Here is a 25,130-nt window from a genome sequence, read left to right as displayed (position 1 = left end):
GCGCCATCGTGACGGGGCAGGCCCCCGTTTCGACTGTTTCCACCGCCGTACGGGCGCCCGGCGGCGCCTGGGGCCGTTGCGCGGGGTGGGTGCGGCCACGTGGCGCAGAGGCGGCGCCCTGACGCTCGTGCCGAGGGCTGGACGACCGGCAGCGCGGCCCCCTCACCGGGCTCGGGCACCCAGACCTCGGGAGCGCCTGGCCGCCACGCGCGCGGCAGGCCCAGCGCTCCTCCGGGCGGTCAGCGGCTCACCCCTCGACCTCAGCGCGTGACCGCGGCCAGCCACTCCGGGGCGATCTCGCCTTCGGCGACGATCATGGCGGGGCCCGTCATCTCGATCTCGCCGTCGGGCCGCTCGGTGATCACCAGGCTGCCGCCGAGCACGTCCACGGTGTACGTCACCGGGGTGCCGGTCGCCGCGGGGTCCAGGCCGTCCCTGCGGGCCGCTGCGACAGCGACGGCGCACGCGCCCGTGCCGCACGAGCGGGTCTCGCCGACGCCGCGCTCGTGCACGCGCATGGCGACGTGGCGGGGGGCACGGTCGACCACGAACTCCACGTTCACCCCGTCCGGGTACGCGGTGGCCGGGGTGAAGGGCGGCGGCTCGTAGAGGTTGCCCGCGTGCGCCAGGTCGGCGACGAAGGCGACGGCGTGGGGGTTGCCCATGTTCACGTTGCGCGCGGGCCAGTGGCGTTCGGCCACGGACACCGTGACGTCGCCTTCGGGGAGCACGGCCTTGCCCATGGCGACGGTGACGTCCCCGTCCGGGCCGCCGGGAGTGGCGGGCTTGGCGATGTGCACGCGCTTCACGCCGCCGCGGGTGGCCACGGCCAGGTCGCCCTCGGTGACGAGTCCCGCGCGCTGGAGGTAGCGCGCGAACACGCGCACGCCGTTGCCGCACATCTCGACGATGGAGCCGTCCGCGTTGCGGTAGTCCATGAACCATTCGGCCTCGTCGGCCAGATGCCGCGCGTCCGGGTGCGCGGCGGAGCGCACGACGTGCAGCAGGCCGTCGCCACCGATGCCCGCGCGCCGGTCGCACAGGGCCGCTACGGCGGCCGGGGACAGCTCGATGGTGTTGTCGGCGTCGGGGACGATCACAAAGTCGTTCTCGGTCCCGTGCCCCTTGAGGAAGGCGATCGGCGTGCTCATTCCTCGATCGTACGGGGTGAGTACGACACCGCCGGAAGTGCGGCCCCGCGCGGCCTCCGGGTCAGCGGAGCCGGGCCACCCGCCACACCGCGAGGACGGCGGCGGTGGCGACGACCAGGGTGTACGCGCCGACCACCCGCCAGTCCGGGCGCCGCCCCGAGCCGCGCTCCGGCAGGCCCGGCCAGGTGTAGCCGACGCGGCGGGCGGCCATCATGCCCCAGCCCGCCGCGCAGGAGCTGATGAGCAGCCCGAGCATGGCGACCACGGCACCGCCGTCGCCGAACTCGAAGGCCAACGGGAAGGCGAACATCAGGGAGCCGACGGCGGCGAGGATCACGATCGGCGCGAGCTGCCAGATGCGCAGCCGACGCTGGGGACGCAGTTCGACCTCGACCTCGGGCTCCGCGGCGAGCTCCGCCTCGGAGGGTCCGTCGTCGGTCACGCCGCCCGCGGTCACGTCCTGGCTGTCCGGGCCGTCCGGGCTGAGCCGCGGTCCGTCCGGAGCGGTGTGCCGCTCGCCGTCATGTGCGGTGTCACGAGGGCCGGCCTCCATCGCCACGCGCCCTCCCACTTCGGACTCCACTGGTCGATCGATGGTCGATGATGGCACGGCGTCAGGTGCCGCGATGACCGGCGGAGCGTCCCGATGCCATCACGTGATCAGGCTGTGACCGCTCGTTCGACCAACGCCGCTGCTCGCCCGGGGAGTTCCCCGCGGTCGACGGCGGCTCCGCTGAGCCAGTGCACCCGGGGGTCACGGCGGAACCACGAGTCCTGACGGCGCGCGAAACGCTTGGTAGCGCGTACGGTTTCGGCGCGCGCCTCTTCCTCGGTGCACTCCCCCGCGAGCGCCGCGAGGATCTGCTGGTAGCCGAGCGCGCGGGACGCCGTGCGCCCCTCCCGCAAGCCCTGCGCCTCCAGCGCGCGCACTTCGTCGACGAGCCCCTCCTCCCACATGCGGTCCACGCGCACGGTGATGCGCTCGTCCAGCTCGGGACGGCCCACGTCGACGCCGATCTGCACGGTGTCGTACACGGACTCGTGACGGGGCAGGTTGGCGGTGAAGGGCTTCCCCGTGATCTCGATGACCTCCAGGGCGCGGACGATACGGCGGCCGTTGCCGGGCAGGATCGCTCGAGCCGCTTCAGGGTCGGCGGCGGCGAGCCGGGCGTGCAGCACTCCGGGGCCGTGCAGCTCCAGCTCGTCCTCCAGGCGGGCGCGCACGGCGGGGTCGGTGCCGGGGAAGTCCAGGTGGTCCACGGCCCCCCTGACGTACAGGCCCGAACCGCCGACGAGGATCGGCCAGCGGCCCTCGGCGAGCAGCCGGTCGATCTCGGCGCGCGCCAGTTTCTGGTACTCGGCGACGCTCGCGGCCTCGGTGACGTCCCAGATGTCCAGGAGGTGATGCGGGACGCCGGCGCGCTCGGCCAACGTCAGCTTGGCGGTACCGATGTCCATCCCTCGGTACAGCTGCATCGAGTCGGCGTTGACGACTTCGCCGCCGAGGCGCTGTGCCAGGAAGACTCCCAGATCGGACTTTCCGGCCGCTGTGGGCCCGACGACGGCGATGACCCGCGGGGCGGGGGCTGCACTACTCACCGCCCCAGTCTCGCAAATCACCCCGCGACTGCCCGAACGAGCTACGTGACGGCACGGCTGCGGGTTCGTTGCCTGTTGCGAGGTCCCGACCGCCGGTTTCGAAGCCGGTAACCCGGGCGACGCAATCGGACGCACCGGGCGGCGCGGGATTTCGCCCACACGAGTAACGTATGGAGTAGTTATGGGTGTTTTTTCACGGTTCCGCCGCAAGAAGTCCGAGGCCTCGACTGAGGAGGCAGCGGCGGCGACGCTCACGGCGGAGCCGGAGGGCGCCGCTGAGTCTTCCGATGCCACGGAAACCGCCGAGGCAGAGGCGGCCGCCTCGGACGATGCCACGAGCGAAGCGAAGGCCGAGGCCGAGGACGGCAAGGACGATACGGGCGACAAGGCGGAGGCCACCGAGGCGGCCGCCGCGGAGAACGTGGAGATCCCCAAGCAGCAGTCCGCCCAGGAGGCGGCCGACAACGAGGCCGGTGAGGGCGCCCGCAAGTGACTCCCGGTGAGGCAAGGTGAACCGATGGGCTTCCTGCAGAATCTGAAAGCCAAGCTCGCCCCCGCGAAGGACAAGGTCTCCGGCCTCGCGCAGCAGCACGGGGACAAGATCGACCAGGGCCTGGACAAGGCCGCGAAGATGGTCGACAGCAAGACCAAGGGCAAGTACAGCGACAAGATCCAGACGGGGACGGGCAAGGCGAAGGACGCCCTCGATCGCCTCGCCGGGAGCCACGACGGCAAGGGCACGGGGGACGGCACCACTCCCCCGTCGTCGCCGTCACCCCCGTCGGCCTCCTGAACACACCGACGGACGGCCGTGAAGCGCGCTCAGCTTCACGGCCGTCGGCGTGTGCGGTGGGCCGAGGGCGGCGGGTGGGGGCGCAGGGGGCCCTCGCGATGTGTGTCGATGCGTGTGGTCGTGACGTGTGGTCGACGTGTGCGGTCACGACCTGTGGTCGACGTGTGCCGAGCCCGTCGTGGGCGTCGGCATGTGCGGGGGACGTCGTCGGGGTGTCCGCCGGGGCCATCGCGGGCTTACCGAGGCCATCGGGGGCCCGACAGGGCCATGGCAGGCCTACCGAGCCCGTCGGGTGTCGGCCAGAGTCAGGTGGGCACGCCGAAGCCGTCGGCGGGCCACTGAGATCGCTCACGGCCGGCCGGGGCTGCTTGAGGCCCGCCGAGGCCACTCGCGGGCACGGCGCCTACCTGGGCTGCTGACCGGCCCGCCCAGGGCACTGGCGACCGCGGGCACCGCGCCGTGAGCACCGCTCACAGTCAGGCCGCCGCCAGCCCCGCCTAGGACCAGGCCGCCACCAGATACCCCACCCCGTAGGGCGCGTCGTCGAAGAGCAGGGCTCCGCGCAGGCCCGCGCCCTCGGCGGCGCCCGCGAGCACCTGCCAGGGGGCGCGGCCCGCGGCCTTCAGCTCGTACGCCAGCTCGGCGTCCAGGGACTTGAGGGCCGCCACGTCCGCCGCGCCCAGCGCCTCGGCGACGCGCGCGTCGAAGCCCTCCGCCCGGTCGTCGAGATAGCCGGGCGCCTTCAGCGTGCGGCAGGCGCTGGAGTCGCCCATGACCAGCAGTGCCACCCGGTCCGCGCGGGCGGCGATTCCCTCCCCGCTCTGGATACACCGCTCGGGCTCGAGCGGTTCCCCCACGCCGAGGCCCTCCACGGGCGCGGCCGACCACTTCGTGCGGCCGAGCAGCCACGCGCCGACGGCCAGGGACGTCGGGAGCTCACGCTCCGGCGCCGTAGCGCCCGGCACGGGGGCCGTCTCGCCCAGCGTGACGTCGAGGTCCACACCGAAGCCGCGGAACGACCCGGGGGCGCCTTGCGCATGAGGGCCACGGCCGCTCTGGTCGGCAGGGCCGACGACCACCAGGAGGTCCGGCCGGGAGGCCGCGAGGACGGCGATCGCGTCCGAGCAGGCCGCACGCGCGGCGTCCAGCTCGGGCGCGGCGCCCGCGGCGACCTCGGGCACGAGCAGCGGCGGGCAGGGGCAGACGGCAGCGGCGACAAGCATGATCCGCAGCGTAACGCTCCCCACGGACAGCGGGGAGGGCGACCGCCGGGGCGCGGTCGACACAGTGCCTGTCGACGAGGCCCGCCATCGACCGGACGCGTGGGGGCCCGCCGAGGAGGCGGGCAGGACGGGAGACAGGGCGGCCCGGGCACCCGTGCGGGGCGCCCGGCCGCGAACCGTCAGTCCAGGCTGCAGCCGCCGCCCGTGGCCACCGGCAGGGGCTCCGGGACGCCCACCTTGGGGAGGCCCAGCAGGACACCGGCCGGCTTCGTGGCCTCGGCGGTGTTGCGCTTCTCCCAGGCGTCGCCCGCGCGCGTGCGGCGCACGTCGAGCACGGGGCCCTCGGCGAGCAGGTGGTGCGGCGCCGCGTACGTCACCTCGACGGTCACCACGTCGCCGGGGCGCACCTCGGTGTCCGGCTTGGTGAAGTGGACCAGGCGGTTGTCGGGGGCGCGGCCGGAGAGGCGGTGCGTGGCGCCGTCCTTGCGGCCCTCGCCCTCGGCGACCATGAGGTCCAGGGTCCGGCCGACCTGCTTCTTGTTCTCCTCCCAGGAGATCTCCTCCTGGAGGGCCACCAGGCGCTCGTAGCGCGCCTGCACGACCTCCTTGGGGATCTGGCCGTCCATCTCGGCGGCGGGGGTGCCCGGCCGCTTGGAGTACTGGAAGGTGAAGGCCTGGGCGAAGCGGGCCTCGCGGACCACGTGCAGGGTCTGCTCGAAGTCCTCCTCGGTCTCCCCGGGGAAGCCCACGATGATGTCCGTGGTGATGGCCGCGTGCGGGATGGCGGCGCGGACCTTCTCGATGATGCCCAGGTAGCGCTCCTGGCGGTAGGAGCGGCGCATCGCCTTCAGGACGGGGTCCGAGCCGGACTGCAGCGGCATGTGCAGCTGGGGCATCACGTTCGGCGTCTCGGCCATCGCGGCGATCACGTCGTCCGTGAAGTCGCGCGGGTGCGGCGAGGTGAAGCGGACCCGCTCCAGGCCCTCGATCGCGCCGCAGGCGCGCAGGAGCTTGCTGAAGGCCTCGCGGTCGCCGATGTCGGAGCCGTACGCGTTGACGTTCTGGCCGAGGAGGGTGATCTCGGAGACGCCCTCGGCGACGAGGGCCTCGATCTCGGCGAGGATGTCGCCGGTCCTGCGGTCCTTCTCCTTGCCGCGCAGGGCGGGCACGATGCAGAAGGTGCAGGTGTTGTTGCAGCCGACGGAGATCGACACCCAGGCCGCGTACGCGCTCTCGCGGCGCGTGGGCAGCGTCGAGGGGAACGCCTCCAGGGACTCGGCGATCTCGATCTGCGCCTCTTCCTGGACGCGGGCGCGCTCCAGGAGGACCGGCAGCTTGCCGATGTTGTGCGTCCCGAAGACGACGTCGACCCAGGGAGCCTTCTTGACGATGGTGTCCCGGTCCTTCTGCGCCAGACAGCCGCCGACGGCGATCTGCATGCCGGGGCGCGAGGTCTTCCTCGGGGCGAGACGGCCGAGGTTGCCGTACAGGCGGTTGTCGGCGTTCTCACGCACCGCGCACGTGTTGAAGACCACGACGTCGGCGTCGCCGTCGGAGCCTTCGGGGGCGCGCACGTACCCCGCGCCCTCCAGGAGCCCGGAGAGGCGCTCGGAGTCGTGGACGTTCATCTGGCACCCGTAGGTGCGCACCTCATAGGTCTTCAATCCGTCCACTGCTCCACCAGCCACGTCGTCACCGCTCACCCGTCCAGGGTAAAGGCTTGGATCAGTACACCGTGCGGAGCGGCCCGGCGGCCCCGTCCGGGCGGGGACAGACCTGCGGGGCAGCGCCCTCCCGGCCGGGCCGGGCGCCCCCTTGTGGCGGTCCGGTTCTGGGCACCCAACTCACCCCGCTAGATTGCGTGTTGGCAACCGCACCGGCCCACCCCTCGCGCCAGGAGGCGATCACGTGACCGGGAACCCTTCCCCTGAGGTTCCACCGAGCGCCCAGGAACCGTCCCCCAAGGACGCCGCCGACGCCGTACGGAGCCGGATCAACACGGCGCAGCCGCACACGGCGCGGATCTGGAACTACTGGCTCGGCGGCAAGGACAACTACGCGGTCGACCGGGAGGCGGGCGACCGCATCCGTGAGCTGCACCCCGGGATCGGTGACTACGCGCGCGCAGACCGCCTTTTCCTGGGCCGTGCGGTGCGCCACCTGGTGACCGACCTCGGAGTACGCCAGTTCCTCGACGTCGGCACCGGCCTGCCGACGGCCGACAACACGCACGAGGTGGCCCAGCGGATCGCCCCGGAGTCACGCATCGTCTACGTGGACAACGATCCGCTCGTCCTCACGCACGCGCGTGCTCTGCTGACCAGCTCCCCGGAGGGGCGCACCGACTACCTGGACGCGGACATGAGGGACGTCGAGAGCGTCCTGAAGCACGCGGCGCGCACCCTGGACTTCAGTGAGCCGGTCGCACTGATGCTCCTGGGGGTCGTGATTTTCATCGACGACGACCAGGAGGCCTACGGTCTCGTGCGCCGCCTCATGGACGCCCTGCCCGCCGGGAGCCATCTGGTCCTTTCGCACACGATCACCAGCCCGGCGATGCCGGACGTGGACGCGGCGGTGACCTTCTGGAACGAGCACGGCACTCCGAAGCTGACGCAGCGCACGCCCGACCGGGTGGCCCGGTTCTTCGAGGGCCTCGATCTGCTGGAGCCCGGCGTGGTCTCGTGCTCGCGCTGGCGCCCGGAGGGGACCGACGGCGATCCGTCGGCGCTGCCGGACGAGGTGGCCATGTACGCGGGCGTGGCCCGCAAGGGCTGAGCCGCACGCGCAAGGGATCCCTGCGCGGCCCGTCAGGGCAGCGGGGCCCACAGCGTGCGCCCCCGGGAGTCCCGTTCGGCCCGGCCGAAGACCACATCCGCGAAGTGGACGCCGAAGCCCAGCGTGCCGGGCTCCGTCAGCTCGTTCACGAGCCAGTGGCGGTACTCGGCCGCGACGCCGGGGTCGTGGTCGACGGCCGCCGACCACTCCGGGTGGGTGATCTGGACCGGCGAGTGCAGGGCGTCGCCGAAGGCCAGGAGCCGCTGCCCGCCCGAGGTGATCTCGAAGGTCACGTGCCCCACGGTGTGGCCCGGCCGCACGAGGGCGCGTACGCCGGGGAAGACCTCCTGGCCGTCCGTGAGCGTGCGCACCTTGGGCGCGAGGACGGCCAGGACCTCCTCGGTCGCGCCGTGGCTCGCGGCCAAGTGGCGCTGGTCCCACTCGGGCTGCGCGAAGAGGTAGGCGGCGCGCGTGAAGGCGGGTTCGGTGCTGCCCGGGGCGGGATTCCATGCCCACCCCAGGTGGTCGCCGTGCAGATGCGTGAAGGCGACCGCCTCGATCGTGCCGGGGTCGCGGCCCAGCTCGTCGAGGCTGTCGAGGAGTCGGCCGCTGCTCAGGGCGCCTATGAGGGGGTTGTCCGGGGCGTCCGCGAAGGCCTGCGGGCCGAATCCGGCGTCGATCAGCAGGGCGCGGTCGCCGTGCTCGACGAGCAGCCCGCCGACGCTCGCCACGAGGTGTCCGTGCTCGTCCAGGTGGTCCGCGTACGTCGCCCAGTCGCTGTCGGTCGCGGCGGGCAGCCAGCCACCGGGCTTGAGGCCCACGGCTCCGTCCGCCACATAGCTGACGCGCAGTTCGCCGAGGGGGAACGTGCGGGTGCGGGCGGGCCTGCGGAGTCGCTCGGCGGCAGCCTCCGCGCGCGGCGGCGCGACGGTGTCGACGGGCACGTCAGCGATGTTCTCGGGCGTGGGCATGGGGCCTCCAGGGCAGTCGGTTCAGCCGTCGGCGCGGCCGTCGCGCCGCCGCACCGAGAGAAACGTTAGAGCTAGAACCATTCGAGCTGCAACCATTTGAGTTGCATGGAGTGAGTAGGCTGGGAGCCATGGCGAACACGCGCGGGAACGCTCAGGAAGCCGACCAGGCGGGCCGTACGGCGGCCGCGAGCGCGCAGACGGGCCCGGAGACGCGTGAGGGCCTCCCAGCGGCCGACTGGCGCGTCTGCGGCCTCGTGAACGCCCTCGCCCGGCGGATCGAGACGCACGTGCGCGAGCACGCCACCGCCCTCGGCCTGACCGCGCCGCAGGCGATCGCGCTGCGGGAACTGACCGGGCCCCTGACCCTGCGCGAGCTGGCACAGCGGATGAGCTGCGAGCCGTCCAACGCCACGTTCGTCTCCGACCGCCTGGAGGAGCAGGGCCTCGTCGAGCGCCGCCCCCACCCGAGCGACCGCCGAGCCAAGCAACTCGTCCTCACCCCCCAAGGCACCGCCCTGCGCGAGCGCCTGATGGCGTCGCTCTCCAAGGAGTCCCCCCTCAGCCCCCTGTCGGACCGGGAGCAGGACACGCTCCGCGACCTCCTGACGCGGGCCGTGGTGCGCTAGGCCCCCTCCCGAAGAGGACGCCCTTCCCGTCGGGCCGCTCGGGCCCTGGTCACCACGGCGAGGGAAATGGCAGGATCGCGCCCATGTTCGCGGCCCTGCCCCACCTCACCCGACGGCGCGCCCTCCAGGGCTCGGCCGCGGGTCTCGTGGTGTTCGGGCTGCTCCTGTGGTGGCTGCTCCCGGTGGGCGACGAGTCGCCCAAGGGGCAGATGAGCTTCAGCACGGGCGTCAAGGGCGCCGTCTACGAGACGTACGGGAACCTGCTGCGGGGCGCCGCCGCCAAGGACATGCCGGACGTCACCATCGACCTCCTGAACAGCCAGGGGTCGCAGCAGAACGTGCAGCGGGTGGCCACCGGGAAGGCCGACTTCACCATCGCGGCGGCCGACGCCGTGGAGAAGTACCGCCTGGACGGCGGGCCCGGGGCGGACCGGCTGCGGGGCTGCGCCCGGCTGTACGACGACTACGTGCACATCGTCGTGCGCCGCTCGTCGGACATCATGTCGGCGCGGGACCTGCGCGGGAAGAAGGTCGCCGTCGGACAGCCGCGCTCCGGGGTGCAGCTGATCGCCGACCGCGTCCTCCAGGCCGCCGGGCTCGACCTGAAGAAGGACCTCACGGCGCTGCCCGCCGGCATAGACACCGCGCCCGAGCTGCTGCGGCGCGGCAAGATCGATGCCTTCTTCTGGTCCGGCGGGCTGCCCACGACGTCCGTGCAGAAGCTCTCCGAGCGCATGAGCATCCGCCTCGTACCGCTCGGCGACCTCGTCGACGCCCTGCACCGACAGGGCCGCGAGTCGCGCTACTACCGTGCCGCCGTCATGCCCGCCGACGCCTACCCGGAGGCCCAGCAGAACGCGTCCGTGCGGACCCTGGCCGTGGCCAACCTCCTGGTGACCACCAACCGCGCCGACCCGAAGCTGACGGAGGGCCTGACCCGTACGGTCATCGACAGCCGCGACCGCATCGGCGCGCGCGTGCACGCCGCGCAACTGGTCGACCTGCGGACGGCCCTGTACACGCACCCCTTGGCGCTGCACGAAGGCGCGCGGCGCTACTACCGCTCGGTCAAGCCTTAGCCGTCGGCGGGCCCGCGGGAGCCTGCCGGGGCACCCCGACCGTCGCTTTCAGACCGTGCGGCTCGTGGCGCGCGTACTCCAGGGAGCCCCCGCCCGCGGCGAGCAGCGCCCGGGAGATCGACAGGCCGAGGCCGGAGCCCTTCACGTTCTGGTGGCGGTTGCTGCGCCAGAAGCGGTCGCCGATGCGGGCCAGCTCGTCGTCGGTGAGGCCCGGGCCGCCGTCGGTGACGACGACCGTCGTCGTCGCGTCGGCCGAGGCGACCCGCACCTCGACCCGTTCCCCCTCCGGCGTGAACTTCAGGGCGTTGTCGATCACCGCGTCCAGGGCGCTGGACAGCGCGATCGGGTCCGCCCAGCCGGTGGTCGCCGGGCAGTGCCCCTCCAGGCGCACGCCCCGCTCCTCGGCGAGCGGACGCCAGGACGCCACGCGCTCGGCCGCCAGCTCGCCGATGTCGGTGAGCTGGAGGTCCGCCGCGGCGTGCTCGGCGAGCGCCAGGTCCAGGAGGTCGTCGAGGACCTGGGCGAGACGCTTGCCCTCGGTGCGGACCGAGGCGATCTCCTCATTGCCCTCGGGCAGCTCCAGGGCGAGCAGCTCGATGCGCAGGAGGAGGGCGGACAGGGGGTTGCGCAGTTGGTGGGAGGCGTCGGCGACGAAGGCACGCTGCTGCTCCAGGACGTCCTCGACGTGGTCGGCCATCTCGTTGAACGAACGGGCCAGGCGCCGGAGTTCCGGCGGCCCGCCGGCCGCCGCGACCCGGGAGGCGAGGCGCCCGGTCGCGATGTCGTGCGTGGTCGCGTCCAGGACGCCCACCGGACGCAGGATCCAGCGGGTGAGGCGCAGCGCGGCACCGACCGCGAGGAGCATCGCCGCCGACTCGCCCGCGACGATCAGGAGCCAGCCGTGCAGGGTCTTCGCGCGCATGCGCCCGGTGGGCGAGTCGGTGACGACGACGGCGACCACGTCTCCGTCGCGGATCACCGGTGACGCCACGACGATGCGCCCGCCCTCCTGCCAGGGCCACACCTGGGGCGGGTCGTGGCTCCCCCGGGAGCGCAGTGCCTCTTCGAAGGCGTCGCTCACGGGGTGGCCCGCGCCGGGCAGGAACCACGCGGCCGGGGCGTGCGCCATGGGGTACCTGTCGCGGAAGAAGACGCCCGCCTTGATGCCGTAGACCTCGTTGTAGTAGTCGAGTTCCTTCTGGAGGGTCTCGCGGCGCTCGTCCTTGTCGCGCAGGCGCGAACCGGCGGGCCGTTTCGTGACGAACTGCGCGAGCGAGGCGAAGCGCGCCGTGTCGTCGATGCGGTCGACGACGACCTTCTGCTGCTGGGCCGACGCCACGCTCACGGCGAGAGGGAAGCCCAGGGCCAGCAGGACGCCCGCCATCAGGACGATGAGCAGCGGCAGGAGACGGGCGCGCACCTGGGCCCGCTACGACGCCGGGGCGACGAGCCGGTACCCGACTCCGCGCACGGTCTCGATCAGGGCGGGCATGTGCAGCTTGGCCCGCAGGGACGCGACGTGCACCTCCAGCGTGCGACCCGTGCCCTCCCAACTGGTGCGCCACACCTCGCTGATGATCTGCTCCCGGCGGAAGACCACCCCGGGCCGCTGGGCGAGCAGCGCGAGCAAGTCGAACTCCTTGCGGGTCAGTTGCACCTTGGCACCGTCCACGCTGACCTGACGGGTGGGCAGTTCGATGCGTACGTTGCCGAGCCGCAGCTCCGTCTCGGCGGGAGCCGCGGCGGCCTCGGCCGCGGACGGGCGGCGGGTGACCGCGTGGATGCGCGCGATGAGCTCCCCGGTGTCGTACGGCTTCACCACGTAGTCATCGGCTCCGAGGTTCAGGCCGTGGATGCGGGAGCGCACGTCGGCGCGGGCCGTCACCATGATGACCGGGGTCTGCGTGCGCTTGCGGATCTTCCCGCAGACCTCGTAGCCGTCCTGGTCGGGCAGGCCGAGGTCGAGGAGCACCACCCCGAAGGGTGCCGCGTCGCCGGGCAGCAGGGCCTGGAGGGCTTCCTCGCCGTTGCGCGCGTGGGTGACGGCGAAGCCGTGCCGGGCCAGGACCGCGGACAAGGCGGCGGCCACGTGGTCGTCGTCCTCGACGAGCAGCAGTCTCATGCGGCCCTCCTCCAGCCCATAGGCTCCCCTGTAGTTCATCGGTCGTACCGTCAGTTCATTGATCGTTCCGCTCCCGCTCGCGTGCGGGGTACGCCCTTTGTCGTAGGCGTCTCGTACGCGCGCGTGCGCGCGGAACCAGCGGTGTGCCGGACGCTTCGACGCGCCCCAAGGCATCCACGCCGATGGATAAGGACCGCGTCAAGGCCCTTCGGGTCACGGACACGTTCCGTTATGCACCCGGTACGCGCGCGGGGCGCCCTCTTCACACGGTGTGTCCGGTTGCGGCCGGATCGTTATGCTCAATTTCCCCTCAGATGTAATGACGCTGGTCGCACCGGGTTACTACTGTCCTCCCAACCCGAGGAGGATGGAGCAACAAGCCGTGACCGAAGTATCGGTGACCAAGGACGCCATACCCGCGGCGGACGACCTTGTCGTGCTGAAGAACGTCAACAAGCACTTCGGCGCACTGCACGTCCTCCAAGACATCGACCTGACCATCGCCCGCGGCGAAGTCGTCGTCGTGATCGGGCCCTCCGGGTCCGGCAAGTCGACGCTGTGCCGCACGATCAACCGCCTGGAGACCATCGACTCCGGCGCGATCACGATCGACGGCAAACCGCTGCCCCAGGAGGGCAAGGAGCTCGCCAGGCTCCGCGCCGACGTGGGCATGGTCTTCCAGTCCTTCAACCTCTTCGCGCACAAGACCGTGCTCGAGAACGTGATGCTGGGCCAGGTCAAAGTGCGCAGGACGGCCAAGGCGGAGGCGGAGGAGAAGGCACGCGGTCTGCTCGACCGCGTGGGCGTCGGCACCCAGGCCGACAAGTACCCGGCACAGCTCTCCGGTGGCCAGCAGCAGCGTGTGGCGATCGCCCGGGCGCTCGCCATGGGGCCCAAGGTCATGCTCTTCGACGAGCCCACGTCGGCGCTCGACCCCGAGATGATCAACGAGGTCCTCGAGGTGATGCAGCAGCTCGCCCGGGACGGCATGACCATGGTCGTCGTCACCCACGAGATGGGCTTCGCCCGGTCGGCCGCCAACCGGGTCGTCTTCATGGCGGACGGCCGGATCGTCGAAGAGGCCACGCCGGACCAGTTCTTCAGCAACCCGCGCAGCGACCGTGCCAAGGACTTCCTGTCGAAGATCCTGCACCACTGACGCGCCGCACGCGCTCCCGCGCGCGGGACGCCTCATCAGACGCATGACGCTCGGCAGCGTCTCCCCCAACCTCCGCCGAAACGAAGGATGTTCACCATGAAGGTTCGCAAGGTCACCGCGGCAGCCTCCGTTCTGCTCGCGCTCTCGCTCACGGCCACCGCGTGTGGCGGTGACGACGACAAGGACGACAAGGGCTCCGGCGGGGGCGGCAAGGTCACCATCGGCATCAAGTTCGACCAGCCCGGCCTCGGCCAGAAGACGCCGGACGGCAAGTACGAGGGCTTCGACGTCGACGTCGCCACCTACGTGGCCAAGAAGCTCGGCTACAAGGAGGGCGACATCGAGTGGAAGGAAGCCAAGAGCGCCGACCGCGAGACGATGCTCCAGCGCGGTGACGTCGACTTCATCGCGGCGACCTACTCGATCACGCCGGAGCGCGAGGAGAAGGTCGACTTCGCCGGTCCGTACCTGCTCGCCCACCAGGACGTCCTGGTCCGCGCCGACGACAAGTCGATCAAGTCACCGAAGGACCTGAACAGCAAGAAGCTGTGCTCGGTGACCGGTTCGACCTCGGCGCAGAACGTCAAGGAGAAGCTGGCGCCCAAGGCCCAGCTCCAGAACTACGGCGCGTACTCCCAGTGCCTGACCGGCCTGCAGAACGACGCCATCGACGCGCTCACCACCGACGACTCGATCCTCGCCGGTTACGCCGCGCAGAAGAACTTCCAGGGCAAGTTCAAGCTCGGCGGCTTCAAGATGACCAACGAGAACTACGGCATCGGCGTCAAGAAGGGCTCCGACCTCAAGAAGAAGATCAACGACGCGCTGACCGCGATGGTCAAGGACGGCTCGTGGGAGAAGGCCGTGAAGGACAACTTCGGCCCGGCCAGCTACAAGAACGAGCCCGCCCCGAAGATCGGCGACATCGTCAAGTAAGCAGGACGTGAGGGGCGTGCCGCTCATCATGGCGGCGCGCCCCTTCGCCCTCTACGCGGAAGCTGTCCCTCTACGCGGAAGCGCGGGAGAACGTGTTCGACTTTCTTGAAGGCTATGACCTGTGGGGGGCCTTCTGGGAGACGGTGAAACTCACCGGACTCTCAGCGGTCGGCTCCCTGATATGGGGAACCGTGCTGGCGGGCATGCGCGTCAGCCCCGTGCCCCTGATGCGCGGCTTCGGAGCCGTCTACGTCAACGTCGTGCGGAACATTCCGCTGACCATCATCATCGTGTTCACGTCGCTCGGCCTGAACCAGACGCTGGGCATCAGTCTGGGCGCCGAGGACTTCGACACCATCAACTTCCGTCTCGCCGTGCTCGGTCTGACCGCCTACACCGCCGCCTTCGTCTGTGAGGCGCTGCGCTCGGGCATCAACACCGTGCCGATGGGGCAGGCGGAGGCCGCCCGGGCGCTCGGGCTGAGCTTCACGCAGGTCCTCACCCTCGTCGTGCTCCCCCAGGCCTTCCGCTCGGTGGTGGCACCGCTCGCCAACGTCCTGATCGCGCTCACGAAGAACACCACCGTGGCCGCCGCGATCGGCGTCGCCGAGGCGGCCCTGTTGATGAAGGGCATGATCGAGAACGAGGCCCAGACGATCGCGATCGCCGCCGTCTTCGCGTTCGGCTTCATCTGCCTCACGCTTCCGACCGGTCTGATCCTCGGCTGGGTCAGCAAGAAGGTGGCGGTCAAGCGATGAACTCCGTCCTCTACGACGCCCCGGGCCCCCGCGCCAAGCAGCGCAACATCATCTACTCGGTGGTCTTCGTGATCGCCTTCGGCCTGGTGGCCTGGTGGGTCTACAGCTCCCTCTCCGACAAGGGCCAGCTCGACTGGGAGAAGTGGAAGCCCTTCTTCACGGACAGCCGGGCCTGGACGACGTACATCTGGCCCGGCCTGGAGAACACGCTCAAGGCAGCTGCGTACTCCATGGTCATCGCGCTGCCCCTGGGTGCGGTCCTCGGCATCGCGCGCCTCTCGGACCACCGCTCGGTGCGCATCGTGGCCGGCGCGATCGTGGAGTTCTTCCGCGCGATCCCGGTCCTGATCCTGATGCTGTTCGCCAACGAGGCCTTCTCCAAGTACAGCGACGTCTCCTCCGACGACCGGCCCATGTACGCGGTCGTGACCGGTCTCGTCCTGTACAACGCCTCCGTGCTCGCGGAGATCGTACGAGCGGGCATCCTCGCCCTGCCCAAGGGCCAGACCGAGGCGGCCAAGGCCATCGGTCTCCGCAAGGGCCAGACCATGCGGTCCGTGCTCCTTCCGCAGTCGGTCACGGCGATGCTGCCCGCGATCGTCAGCCAGATCGTGGTCATCGTGAAGGACACCGCGCTCGGCGGCGCCATGCTCACGTTCTCCGAACTCCTGTCGACCGTCAGCACGATGAGCGGCTACTACGGCGCCAACGTCATCGCCAGCTTCACGATCGTCGCGTTGATCTACATCGCGCTCAACTTCGCCCTCACGACGTTCGCGAGCTGGCTGGAGCGGCGGCTGCGGCGGGCCAAGAAGTCCACCGGCGTGGTGTTGCCTCCGGCGGCCGTGGCCGGCACCGAATCGACTGGAGCCGGTGGCACGATCTGAGCCCCCCGGGCGCTCACCCGATGATCTGCAAGAACGAAGGCAGTGGCGATCACGCCACTGCCTTCGTCGCTTGACGCAGGAACCAGCAGTGGGTTGCATACGTTCTGTGATCGTGCACCGGGTTTCAACTGCCATTTCCTGTACGTACGTCCAGCGCTCGCGGGCAGTCCTGGCAGGAGGCCGTGCGCCGTGGACCCGGTGATCGTCGTCGGCGCGGGCCCCGTGGGGCTCACGCTCGCCCTGGCTCTCGCCCGTCACTCGGTTCCCACCGTGGTCTTGGACGAGGGGCCCGGCAAGGACGAGCAGCGCCCCGCGCGGACCGCCGTCCTGCGGGAGGACACGGCGGCACTCGTCGAGCGCCTCTGCGGGGCGTCCTTCGGGGGCCCGGACGCGGGCGCGCGCTGGGGCGGCTGGCGGTCGATGCGGCGCAAGCAGGTGATGCGGCAGCTCACGTTCAGTGACGAGATGCCCTCGCCGTTGCACGTGCCGCAGCACGTGCTGACCGGTGCGCTGCGGGACGCCATCGTCGACGAGCGGCTCGTGAAGATCGCGGTGGAGAGCAAGCTGGACACCTTGGAGCAGGACGCCTCGGGGCTCACGGCCCACACGCGCGGGCCCAAGGACACCTGGTGGCGCGGCAGCTATCTCGTCGGCTGCGACGGCCCCCGGTCGACCGTCCGCAAGCTGCTCGACATCCGCTTCCCGGGACGCACCGCGGTCGAGCGGCACGCGGTCGCCGCCCTGCGGACGGAACTTCCCTGGCCCGGCGAAGCGTTGCTGCACCGGAGCCCGCCGTGGCCCGGCGGGGGCCCCGAGGTGACGGCGCGTCCGCTGCCGGGTGGCGTCTGGCGGATCGACTGGCTGCTCCCGCCGCGCGGCGACCTGGTGACGCCCGACGCCCTCGTCTCCCGCGTCCGAGACACCCTCTCGGGCTGGTGCGGCGCCACTCCCCCGTACGACCTGCTCGACACCGGGGTCCACACGGTCCACCACCGGCTCGCCCGCCGCTGGCGCTCCGGGCGCTGCTTCCTGGCCGGGGACGCCGCCCACCTCCTCGGCGCCGTCGGCACCCAGGGCCTGGACGAAGGCCTCCGGGACGCCGACAACCTCGCCTGGAAGCTGGCGCTCGCCTGGCACCACGGCGCGAGCGGCGCACTGTTGGACAGCTACCAGACCGAGCGGCGCGCCGCCGTGGCCGCGCGTCTGCGCGCCGCCGACCAGTCGCTGCCCGTGCTCCGCGGCGGCGGTGGGCTGCGCTCGTACGTGCCGGGGGCCGCGCGCGGTCAGGACGCGCTGCTCACGGACGGCCATGTGGGGCGCGGCCAGCTGGGCGCGCCGGGGGCGTACGCCGACTCGCCGCTGTCCCCCGGAAGTTCGGACTCCACGGTCCTCGTGGCCACGGAGCCGGGCGCCCCGGTCACCGACGTCGCCGTGACGGCCCCCGACGGTTCCGTCGTACGGCTGCGGGACCGGTTCGGCCTCAGCCAGCTCCTCGTGGTGCTCGTGGCGCCCGGCACCGTCGTGTGGGACCGGCGCCACTGGATGAAGGCCGGGATCATGCCCCGCCTCGCCGCCGCGGTGACCGCGCTGCCGGCCCCCGCCGAGCTCCTCGTCGCGGAGAGCTACCCGGGCGCCGCGGCGCACACGGTCCTGCTCGTACGCCCGGACGGCCATCTGGTCACCGCGCTGAACGGCGTACGCCCCGCGGAGCTGTACGCGGCCGCCGAGGCGGCCCTGGGCAAGGCGGTGCGGGAAACACCGGAGAAGGGACGGGCAAAGGGCGCGCCGAGGAAGGACAGCGGCCCGAAGGACGCCGGGGCCGCCCCCGGAAAGCCGGCCAGCGAGCCCGGCGACGCCCGAGCAGCCGACCGAACAGTCCACGAAATGCCCGGGTCGGATGCGAAGAGTGGCCGAGCAGCCGGGGAGAAACCCTCCACCGGGCCATCGAGCGAGCCGAAGAAGCCCTCCCCGTAGGCCCCCGATCCAGACCTCCCGGCCAGGTCAAGCGGCTGCCCCAGGCCCCGTAGACAGCTGCTGTTGAACCAGAAACGACCGTCCGACCGCATGCTGAGCGCGAGTTGACCACTTCCCACGGTCATGGTCTACTCCGGACCATGACCGACACCGCTGTCCGCTTGTGGCGGAGGGTCCACATGGACCTCGTCCGCTATGCGGGCTGCGTGTGTCAGCCGTCCTGCTGAATTCGCCATCACCACCCTTCTCGCGCGCCCGTCGTCGGCGCGCCGTTCCGCGAACTCCCAGGACGGTCCCATGTCAGCGTCTGTCTCCAGCCCTGCCCCCTTGCCCTCCCCCGCCGGTTCCCGCGTGGCCCCGCCCACCTCGGCCGACCTCCTCCACTTCGTGCGCCGCACCGCCGCGGACACCGACCTCGTCGCCTCCCTCCCCCTCGACCCCGAGGGCCGCACCTGGGTGCGCCTCGACGGACCCGGCGGCAGCGAGGCCTGGCTGATCGGGTGGCCGCCCGGCACCGGTACCGGCTGGCACGATCACGCCGAGTCGGTCGGCGCCTTCACCACCGCGTCGGGCGCCCTCAAGGAGAACTCCCTCGCCGCCCGGCTGCCCACCGACGGCTGGAAGACCCTGGAACTCACCGAGGGCATCGACCGCGAACGGCGGCTGCCCGCCGGACAGGGACGGGCATTCGGCCGCAACCACGTGCACGAGGTGCTCAACGAGTCCCCTACGGAGCACGCCGTCTCCGTGCACGCGTACTATCCGCCACTTCCACGGATCCGTCGCTACAGCCGCACCGGTGACGTGCTACGCCTTGAGCACGTCGAGCGTCCGGAGGACTGGCAGTGAGTGCGGGCCTTGAGCTGAACGGAATCCCGGGTGTACCGACGGCCTCGGCGATCGCCGACGAGCCGCTCGCACCCGTGGGCATAGACGAGTTCCTCGAACGCGTACGGCGCGGCCTCGACCGGGTCACGCCCCGCCAGGCTCACGAGATCGACCGGTCCGGCGGCCTCCTCGTCGACATCCGGTACGCGGCGCTGCGCGAGCGCGACGGCCTGATCCCGGGGGCGCTGGTCGTCGAACGCAACGAACTGGAGTGGCGCCTCGACCCCCAGGGCAGCCACCGCGCCCCGCAGGCCGTCGGCCACGACCTGCGCATCGTCGTGGTCTGCAACGAGGGCTACGCGTCGAGCCTCGCGGCCCACTCCCTGCGCCAGCTCGGGCTGCGGCACGCGACCGACCTCGTCGGTGGTTTCCAGGCCTGGAAGGCGGCCGGTTTCCCCGTCACCGAGTGACTGCTCTCTTCCGCGTACGGGTTCGCATGCACGCGTGGGCGCCCCTTACCGTGCTCCCGTAGGAGCGTGAGTAAGGGGCGCCCACCATTGCGTACCGCCCCTTACTCCTTGGCCGACGCGACCGTGACCGGCAGCGGCTTCAGAGCGGCGCGGCCGGGCAGCGCCGTGGCCATCAGGGCGAGCAGCCCCGCCACGGCGACCACCGTGACGTACAGCAGCGGCAGGACCACGGGGGCGGCGGAACCGGTCATGCCGACGCTGAACGCGGTCAGGACGGCGAGGGCGATCCCGCTGCCCAGGGCGGTCGCGATGAGCAGGACCGACAGCGCCTCGGTGCGCAGCATCCCCCGGACCTGGCGGCCCGTGGCGCCCGCGAGGCGCAGCAGCGCGAACTCCCGGACCCGCTCCGACACCGACATCGCGAGCGTGTTGACGACGGCGATCGCGGTGAAGGCCAGCACGAGCCCCATGGCGAGGAGGTTCACGTCGGCGCTCGACTGGCCGCGCTCGGCCTGGAGGCGGTCGACAGCGTCCGGGGAATCCACCCGCACGTTCGGGAACTCCCGCAGAGCCGCCGCGAGTTGGTCCTTCGTACGGTCGCTCCTGACGAGGACCGTGGCGGCGAGCGGGTTGTCGACGTGGCGGGCGACCAGGTCGTGCGCCAGGGTCAGGTCGCCGAAGCCGAGCCCGCGCGCGTAGACGGCGCTGACCTTCAGGGTGGTCGGGGTGCCGTCGCCGAGGGTGAGCTTGAGGCTGCTGCCCGGCTTGAGGCCGAGCCGGTCGGCGGCGAGTTCACTGACGGCGATGTCACCCGCGCCGAAGGACGCCAGCGAGCCCGCTGTGACGTCCGGGTCCCAGGTGCGGGTGAGGCCCGCCGGAGTCACGCCCTGCGCCGGGTATTTGTCGAGTCCGACACGCACGGTCGTGCGGACGACCTCGGTGACGGCCTCGACGCCTTCGGCCGCCCGCAGCCGCCGCGCGGCCGCCGCCGGTACGCCGGGGCCCTGCGCGGCGAGCGACCAGTCCGCTCGGACGCCGTCGCGCGCCTCGGCACGGGCGGCGGCCGTGAGGGTGGGCTGCGTGAAGAGGACCGTGCACGTCATGCCGATGAGCAGCACCAGCGGGGTGACGGCGGCGGCCATGCGGGCGGCGTTGCCCCGGAGGTTGGCGTGCGCGAGCCGCCCGACCGGGCCGGTGAGCCGCAGCACGCGGCCGAGGACGGCGGCCGACGCCCTGACGACGAGCGGGCCGAGCAGGGCGACGGCCGAGGCGAGCACCACCACGGCCAGGAACGTGACGGGAGTCGACGCGGGCTCGGTCCGCAGCACGCTGAGCACCAGCACGAGGACGACACCGCCCGCGAGGAGGAGCAGACCGGCGGCGATGCGCACCCAGGAGAGCTTCGTGCGCTCCATGCTCGCCTCGGCCAGGGCCTCCCCGGGGCGGATGCGGGCGATGCGGCGGGCGGAGACGCGCGCGGCCGCCCAGGCACCGAACAGCGTCGCGGCGACGGCCACGAGCGGCGGGAAGAAGCTGACGACCCGGTCGAGCGTCGCCGGAACCACTCCCTCGTCGATGAACTTCCCGTACAGCAGCCCTCCGAGCGGGATGCCCGCCAGCGAGCCGAGCACTCCGGCGGCCGCCCCGACGAGGAGCGCCTCACGGCCGAGGAGCTTGCGGAGCTGCTTCGGGCTGGCGGCGATGGCCCGCAACAGGGCGAGTTCGCGGTAGCGCTGCTGGATGGACAGGGCGAAGGTGCCGACGACCACGAGCACGGCGACGAGCAGCGACGTCCCGCCCATCGCGCCGCCCATGCTGACGAGCTTCACCCGCGCGCCCGCCGCGTCGAGGAACTCGACGGAGCCACGGCCGTCACCGCTGGTGACCTGCGCGGTCGTACCGTCGAGGGCCTTCTTGACCGCCGCCTTGAGCTCCTGTGCGGACGTGCCGTCGGCCGGCAGGACGCCGAGGGCGGTGACCCGGCCGGGGTGGGCGGCGAGTCGCTCGGCCTCGCGGTCGGAGAAGAACAGGGAGGTCTGGTGCGCGAGGGCCTTCCCGCCGCCGTCCGGGGCGGCGATGCCCGAGACGCGGTAGGTGCGCGGAGCCCGCGTCGACTGGACGGTGAGCCGGTCACCGGGCTTGAGGCGGGCGCGCTCGGCGAGGCCGCGGTCGACGACCAGGTCCGCCGCGGTGCGCGGGGCGCGGCCGTCGACGATCCGGAAGGGCGCGAGGGAGGCCGACGACCAGGCGTGCCCGTACGCGGGACGGTCCGGGTCACTGGCCTCGGGCGTCAACGGCTGCGCCAGGAAGGTCAGTTCGGGTACGACCGTGCCGACGCCCGGCACCCCCTCGAGCCGCTCGGTGACCTCGCGCGGCAGCCAGGCCCGTTCGGCGATGGGCTTCGCCTTGTGCTTGACCTTCGTCTTGCCCTTCTTGTGCTTGACGGTGGTCTGGTGCACGTTTTGATCGGCGGAGACGAGCACGGGGGCGGCGTCGTAGCGCTCGGGGCGGATGGTGCCGCGCAAACCCGTCTCCAGGAGCGTGCCGCAGGCCGTGATGAGCGCGGCGGCGCACATCAACGCGACGAAGGCCCCCAGGAACCCGCCCTTCCGGTCGCGGATCGTCTGTAGTGCGTAGCGCAGCATCATGAGGTCTCGGTCTCTCTTCTGTTGTCATCGGGAGTGCCCGGAGGGACGGCTGCCCCGGCGTCCGTCGGCGCGGCTGCCGGTCCGGCCGCCGGTGCAGGGAAGGCCAGGAGGCGGGTGAGGACGGTGCGGGCCCCGGGCGGGGTGTCTGCGTCGGAGCGCTTGTAGCGATTGAGGAGGGCGATGTACTCCTCGAAGAAGTCGCGCAGCTCGGCCACCGTCAGCCGCATCGTGCCGCGCGAATACGGGTAGGCGTCGGCCCACTCGTCCTCGGAGCCGCCGCTCTCGCGCTGGAGCCGCTCGAAGAGCTCCAGGTCGGCGGCGTACGACAGGTGGTTCAGCTCGTCCATGACGAGGCGCGTCTCGGCGTTCTGCCTGCTGCGCGGGGGAAAGCGCCGGTCCCCGGGCACCGCGCGCCACCAGCGCTCGCGCCCGTGCCCGGTGCCGTCCGTCTCTTCGACGAAGCCGTACCGGGCGAGCTCGCGCAGGTGGTAGCTCGTCGCCCCGGTGTTGAGGCCCAGGGCCCGGGCCAGGGTCGCGGACGTGGCGGGCCCGTGCACGGTCAGGTGCTGGAGCATCTGCTGCCGCCGGGGCTGCGCCAGCGCCTTGAGGACCTTCAGGTCACTCAGCTCTTCGGGAACGGGCGTGGTGCCGTCGGCCCGGGCGCGACCGGTCTCGTCGGCCCCGGCGCCGCCGGACCCGACGGCGGCACCGGACTCCGCGGCCGGACCGGCTTGCGCGGCCCCGCTGGGGGCTCGCCCCTCGCTTCTGCCCTGGTGATGAACCATGCGTACACAGTCGCCTGTGCACAGGTTCCTGTGCACGGTGGTGACCAGGCGTCTTGCATGGGGGGTTAACCCCCCTACGGGATCTCGCGCCAGGGCTCGCCCGGGACCCCGGCCCGGAGGCCGCCCCCGGAGGCACGTCGGACCTCACCCTCAGAGGTCCTCCCGAGGCCGCGGCTCCGATGGGTCCGGCGACCGCTCAGAGGCCCTCGTACCCGAGGTCCTCCGTGTCCTCCCCCTCGTGCTCCAGCGCCTCACGGACCACGCGCAGCGCCATGCCCTCCGGATATCCCTTGCGGGCGAGCATGCCCGCGAGGCGGCGCAGCCGCTTGTCGCGGTCCAGGCCACGGGTGGAGCGCAACTTGCGGGCCACGAGCTCGCGGGCGGTGGCCTCCTCCTGCTCCGCGTCGAGCTGGCCGACGGCCTCGTCGATCAGGGTCGCGTCCACGCCCTTGGTCCGCAGCTCGCGCGCCAGGGCCCGGCGGGCGAGGCCCCGGCCGTGGTGCCGGGACTCCACCCAGGCGTCCGCGAAGGCCTCGTCATTGATCAGGCCGACCTCTTCGAAGCGGGACAGCACCTCGTCCGCCACGTCGTCGGGGATGTCCCGCTTGCGCAGGGCGTCGGCCAGCTGCTTGCGCGTGCGGGGCGTCCCGGTGAGCAGGCGCAAGCAGATGCCCCGCGCCCGCTCAGCGGGATCCCCCGAAGGCGGTTCCCCGTTCTCGGCCCTCGACGAGGACGGGGAACCGCTGTCCTGATGGCCGCCGAAGCCGCCGCGCCGCCGACGGCGACGGCCGCCCCGGCCCTCCTGGTCGCCGCTCCACGGGCCGTCGGCATCGGCACCCGCCCCCTCCGGTCCGCCGCCACTCCAGTGGCCGCCTCCCGAGGGGTCCGTGTGCTCCGCCCAGTCGGTACGTCGCGTCACGGCCTAGCTCTTGGCCGCCGCGGTCTTGGACTTCGTGGCCTTCGCCGCCGGAGCGGGCACCGTCTTGGCGGCGTCGGCCGCCGGTGCCTCGGCCGCCGGGTCCGCGGCGGGCTCGCTCTCGGTGCTCTCCGGCCGGACGCCGACGCCCAGCTTCAGCTTGATCTTCTTCTCGATCTCGTTGGCGAGGTCGGGGTTGTCCTTCAGGAAGTTGCGGGCGTTCTCCTTGCCCTGGCCGAGCTGGTCGCCCTCGTACGTGTACCAGGCACCGGCCTTGCGGACGAAGCCGTGCTCCACGCCCATGTCGATCAGGCCGCCCTCGCGGGAGATGCCCTGGCCGTAGAGGATGTCGAACTCGGCCTGCTTGAAGGGGGGCGCGACCTTGTTCTTGACGACCTTGACGCGGGTGCGGTTGCCGACCGCGTCCGTGCCGTCCTTCAGGGTCTCGATGCGGCGGATGTCCATGCGCACCGAGGCGTAGAACTTCAGCGCGCGGCCACCGGTCGTGGTCTCCGGGGAGCCGAACATCACACCGATCTTCTCGCGCAGCTGGTTGATGAAGATCGCGGTGGTCTTCGACTGGTTGAGCGCGCTGGTGATCTTCCGCAGGGCCTGGCTCATCAGACGGGCCTGCAGACCCACGTGCGAGTCACCCATCTCGCCCTCGATCTCGGCGCGGGGCACCAGGGCCGCCACGGAGTCGATGACGATCAGGTCGAGCGCGCCGGAGCGGACCAGCATGTCGACGATCTCGAGGGCCTGCTCGCCGTTGTCCGGCTGGGACAGGATGAGGTTGTCGATGTCGACGCCGAGCTTCTTCGCGTACTCCGGGTCGAGGGCGTGCTCCGCGTCCACGAAGGCGACGGCGCCGCCGGCCCGCTGCGCGTTGGCCACGGCGTGCAGCGTGAGGGTCGTCTTACCGGAGGACTCCGGGCCGTAGATCTCCACCACGCGGCCGCGCGGGATGCCGCCGACACCGAGCGCGACGTCGAGCGCGGTCGAGCCGGTCGGGATGACCTCGATGGGCTCATTCGACCGCTCGCCCATGCGCATGACCGCGCCCTTGCCGAATTGCCGTTCAATCTGTGCGAGCGCGGCGTCGAGCGCCTTCTCGCGGTCGGTTCCTGCCATGGGTTCCACCCGGTTTGCTTGAGTCGATCGCTTCACGTCAAAGACGCTAACGCCTGCCACTGACAATGCGCCCCGACGCCCGTCCGGCCTGTGGATAACTCAGGCCCCTCGGCCCGTCGAAAACCACCGGCGTGCCCGGGAATCCCCCCGCGAACCCCCGGTACGACGCCGCCGGAGCCCCCATAAGAATGGATGTTCGATTTTGCTGTCAAGCGCACCACGCCAGGCGCGCCCGACGGGTCGACCCATGAGCGGAACCCGTGCTTCAGCCGCCGGAGTCCGGCGGAACGCGGCCC

25 protein-coding genes are annotated in these 25,130 nt (G+C 71.9%); 13 read left to right on the top strand and 12 right to left on the bottom strand.

What is annotated here, in order from left to right:
• Positions 1-260: 260 nt before the first annotated feature.
• The 3 genes from dapF to miaA all read right to left on the bottom strand — a co-directional run bounded on the left by dapF (position 261) and on the right by miaA (position 2,750).
• Complete coding sequence (gene dapF / locus MQV74_RS29920) at positions 261-1,151, bottom strand: diaminopimelate epimerase (RefSeq protein ID WP_242724550.1); 891 nt, start codon at positions 1,149-1,151, stop codon at positions 261-263.
• Between the two features lie 61 nt (positions 1,152-1,212).
• On the bottom strand, positions 1,213-1,704 hold the full coding sequence (locus tag MQV74_RS29915) for a hypothetical protein (protein ID WP_242729228.1): 492 nt from the start codon (positions 1,702-1,704) through the stop codon (positions 1,213-1,215).
• Between the two features lie 107 nt (positions 1,705-1,811).
• A complete protein-coding gene (gene miaA / locus MQV74_RS29910; protein WP_242724534.1) occupies positions 1,812-2,750 on the bottom strand; it encodes a tRNA (adenosine(37)-N6)-dimethylallyltransferase MiaA in 939 nt (312 codons plus the stop codon).
• 181 nt (positions 2,751-2,931) lie between these two features.
• Here miaA and MQV74_RS29905 point away from each other — a divergent pair, with 181 nt between their 5' ends.
• Together MQV74_RS29905 and MQV74_RS29900 are read left to right on the top strand one after the other, a co-directional pair.
• On the top strand, positions 2,932-3,243 hold the full coding sequence (locus tag MQV74_RS29905; protein ID WP_242724532.1) for a hypothetical protein: 312 nt from the start codon (positions 2,932-2,934) through the stop codon (positions 3,241-3,243).
• A gap of 24 nt (positions 3,244-3,267) precedes the next feature.
• Positions 3,268-3,543, top strand: a complete 276-nt coding sequence (locus MQV74_RS29900; RefSeq protein ID WP_138962181.1) for an antitoxin — start codon at positions 3,268-3,270, stop codon at positions 3,541-3,543.
• A gap of 497 nt (positions 3,544-4,040) precedes the next feature.
• Here the strand turns inward: MQV74_RS29900 and MQV74_RS29895 are convergent, their stop codons facing one another.
• Both MQV74_RS29895 and miaB read right to left on the bottom strand, forming a co-directional pair.
• Positions 4,041-4,766 carry a class III extradiol dioxygenase subunit B-like domain-containing protein gene (locus tag MQV74_RS29895; protein ID WP_242724525.1) on the bottom strand — a complete coding sequence of 242 codons (726 nt, stop codon included), beginning with the start codon at positions 4,764-4,766 and terminating at the stop codon, positions 4,041-4,043.
• 179 nt (positions 4,767-4,945) lie between these two features.
• The gene (gene miaB, locus MQV74_RS29890; RefSeq protein WP_374120803.1) at positions 4,946-6,454 is read right to left on the bottom strand and encodes a tRNA (N6-isopentenyl adenosine(37)-C2)-methylthiotransferase MiaB; all 1,509 of its coding nucleotides are present in this window, start codon (positions 6,452-6,454) and stop codon (positions 4,946-4,948) included.
• 220 nt (positions 6,455-6,674) lie between these two features.
• Here miaB and MQV74_RS29885 point away from each other — a divergent pair, with 220 nt between their 5' ends.
• Positions 6,675-7,544: an SAM-dependent methyltransferase gene (locus MQV74_RS29885; RefSeq protein WP_374120714.1), complete on the top strand. Its 870-nt coding sequence runs from the start codon at positions 6,675-6,677 to the stop codon at positions 7,542-7,544.
• Between the two features lie 32 nt (positions 7,545-7,576).
• On the opposite strand, the gene MQV74_RS29880 is transcribed toward MQV74_RS29885, so the two are convergent.
• A complete protein-coding gene (locus MQV74_RS29880) occupies positions 7,577-8,515 on the bottom strand; it encodes an MBL fold metallo-hydrolase (RefSeq protein ID WP_242724523.1) in 939 nt (312 codons plus the stop codon).
• A gap of 128 nt (positions 8,516-8,643) precedes the next feature.
• Between MQV74_RS29880 and MQV74_RS29875 the strand changes: the two genes are divergently transcribed.
• A complete protein-coding gene (locus MQV74_RS29875; protein WP_242724515.1) occupies positions 8,644-9,141 on the top strand; it encodes a MarR family winged helix-turn-helix transcriptional regulator in 498 nt (165 codons plus the stop codon).
• Positions 9,142-9,224: 83 nt separating this feature from the next.
• Positions 9,225-10,220: a TAXI family TRAP transporter solute-binding subunit gene (locus MQV74_RS29870; protein WP_242724513.1), complete on the top strand. Its 996-nt coding sequence runs from the start codon at positions 9,225-9,227 to the stop codon at positions 10,218-10,220.
• Here the strand turns inward: MQV74_RS29870 and MQV74_RS29865 are convergent.
• Positions 10,210-11,640 carry a sensor histidine kinase gene (locus MQV74_RS29865; protein ID WP_242724510.1) on the bottom strand — a complete coding sequence of 477 codons (1,431 nt, stop codon included), beginning with the start codon at positions 11,638-11,640 and terminating at the stop codon, positions 10,210-10,212. The two genes, MQV74_RS29870 and MQV74_RS29865, sit on opposite strands and share 11 nt — an antisense overlap.
• Positions 11,641-11,649: 9 nt before the next feature.
• On the bottom strand, positions 11,650-12,342 hold the full coding sequence (locus MQV74_RS29860; RefSeq protein ID WP_242724509.1) for a response regulator transcription factor: 693 nt from the start codon (positions 12,340-12,342) through the stop codon (positions 11,650-11,652).
• Between the two features lie 382 nt (positions 12,343-12,724).
• Between MQV74_RS29860 and MQV74_RS29855 the strand changes: the two genes are divergently transcribed.
• From MQV74_RS29855 to MQV74_RS29825, 8 genes are all read left to right on the top strand, one after another.
• Positions 12,725-13,501: an amino acid ABC transporter ATP-binding protein gene (locus tag MQV74_RS29855; protein ID WP_030680539.1), complete on the top strand. Its 777-nt coding sequence runs from the start codon at positions 12,725-12,727 to the stop codon at positions 13,499-13,501.
• Positions 13,502-13,597: 96 nt separating this feature from the next.
• Positions 13,598-14,437, top strand: coding sequence for a glutamate ABC transporter substrate-binding protein (locus tag MQV74_RS29850; RefSeq protein ID WP_242724507.1), 840 nt, complete (start codon positions 13,598-13,600; stop codon positions 14,435-14,437).
• A 92-nt stretch (positions 14,438-14,529) separates the two neighbouring features.
• Positions 14,530-15,195 carry an amino acid ABC transporter permease gene (locus MQV74_RS29845; RefSeq protein WP_172386124.1) on the top strand — a complete coding sequence of 222 codons (666 nt, stop codon included), beginning with the start codon at positions 14,530-14,532 and terminating at the stop codon, positions 15,193-15,195.
• Positions 15,192-16,082: an amino acid ABC transporter permease gene (locus MQV74_RS29840; protein WP_242724500.1), complete on the top strand. Its 891-nt coding sequence runs from the start codon at positions 15,192-15,194 to the stop codon at positions 16,080-16,082. Before MQV74_RS29845 ends, MQV74_RS29840 begins: the two co-directional genes overlap by 4 nt.
• Before the next feature lie 189 nt (positions 16,083-16,271).
• Entirely contained in the window at positions 16,272-18,056 is a 1,785-nt protein-coding gene (locus MQV74_RS29835; protein WP_242724498.1) for an FAD-dependent monooxygenase, read from the top strand.
• Positions 18,057-18,196: 140 nt separating this feature from the next.
• Positions 18,197-18,283, top strand: a complete 87-nt coding sequence (locus MQV74_RS41410) for a putative leader peptide (protein ID WP_361832679.1) — start codon at positions 18,197-18,199, stop codon at positions 18,281-18,283.
• A gap of 70 nt (positions 18,284-18,353) precedes the next feature.
• The gene (locus MQV74_RS29830) at positions 18,354-18,905 is read left to right on the top strand and encodes a cysteine dioxygenase (protein ID WP_242724492.1); all 552 of its coding nucleotides are present in this window, start codon (positions 18,354-18,356) and stop codon (positions 18,903-18,905) included.
• A 14-nt stretch (positions 18,906-18,919) separates the two neighbouring features.
• Positions 18,920-19,354 (top strand): rhodanese-like domain-containing protein, encoded by a 435-nt coding sequence (locus MQV74_RS29825; protein WP_242729225.1) that lies wholly within the window; start codon positions 18,920-18,922, stop codon positions 19,352-19,354.
• 101 nt (positions 19,355-19,455) lie between these two features.
• Here the strand turns inward: MQV74_RS29825 and MQV74_RS29820 are convergent, their stop codons facing one another.
• From MQV74_RS29820 to recA, 4 genes are all read right to left on the bottom strand, one after another.
• Positions 19,456-22,002 carry an FtsX-like permease family protein gene (locus MQV74_RS29820; protein ID WP_242724490.1) on the bottom strand — a complete coding sequence of 849 codons (2,547 nt, stop codon included), beginning with the start codon at positions 22,000-22,002 and terminating at the stop codon, positions 19,456-19,458.
• Positions 21,999-22,787, bottom strand: a complete 789-nt coding sequence (locus MQV74_RS29815; protein ID WP_242724489.1) for a helix-turn-helix domain-containing protein — start codon at positions 22,785-22,787, stop codon at positions 21,999-22,001. The genes MQV74_RS29820 and MQV74_RS29815 overlap by 4 nt, the downstream gene beginning before the upstream one ends.
• Positions 22,788-22,983: 196 nt before the next feature.
• The gene (gene recX, locus MQV74_RS29810) at positions 22,984-23,706 is read right to left on the bottom strand and encodes a recombination regulator RecX (protein ID WP_242724487.1); all 723 of its coding nucleotides are present in this window, start codon (positions 23,704-23,706) and stop codon (positions 22,984-22,986) included.
• A gap of 3 nt (positions 23,707-23,709) precedes the next feature.
• Complete coding sequence (recA, locus tag MQV74_RS29805) at positions 23,710-24,834, bottom strand: recombinase RecA (protein ID WP_242724481.1); 1,125 nt, start codon at positions 24,832-24,834, stop codon at positions 23,710-23,712.
• Between the last annotated feature and the right edge of the window lie 296 nt (positions 24,835-25,130).

The sequence above is a fragment of the Streptomyces sp. AN091965 genome, assembly GCF_022698285.1.
Lineage (GTDB): Bacteria > Actinomycetota > Actinomycetes > Streptomycetales > Streptomycetaceae > Streptomyces.
This window is presented reverse-complemented; position numbering and strand designations above follow the sequence as displayed.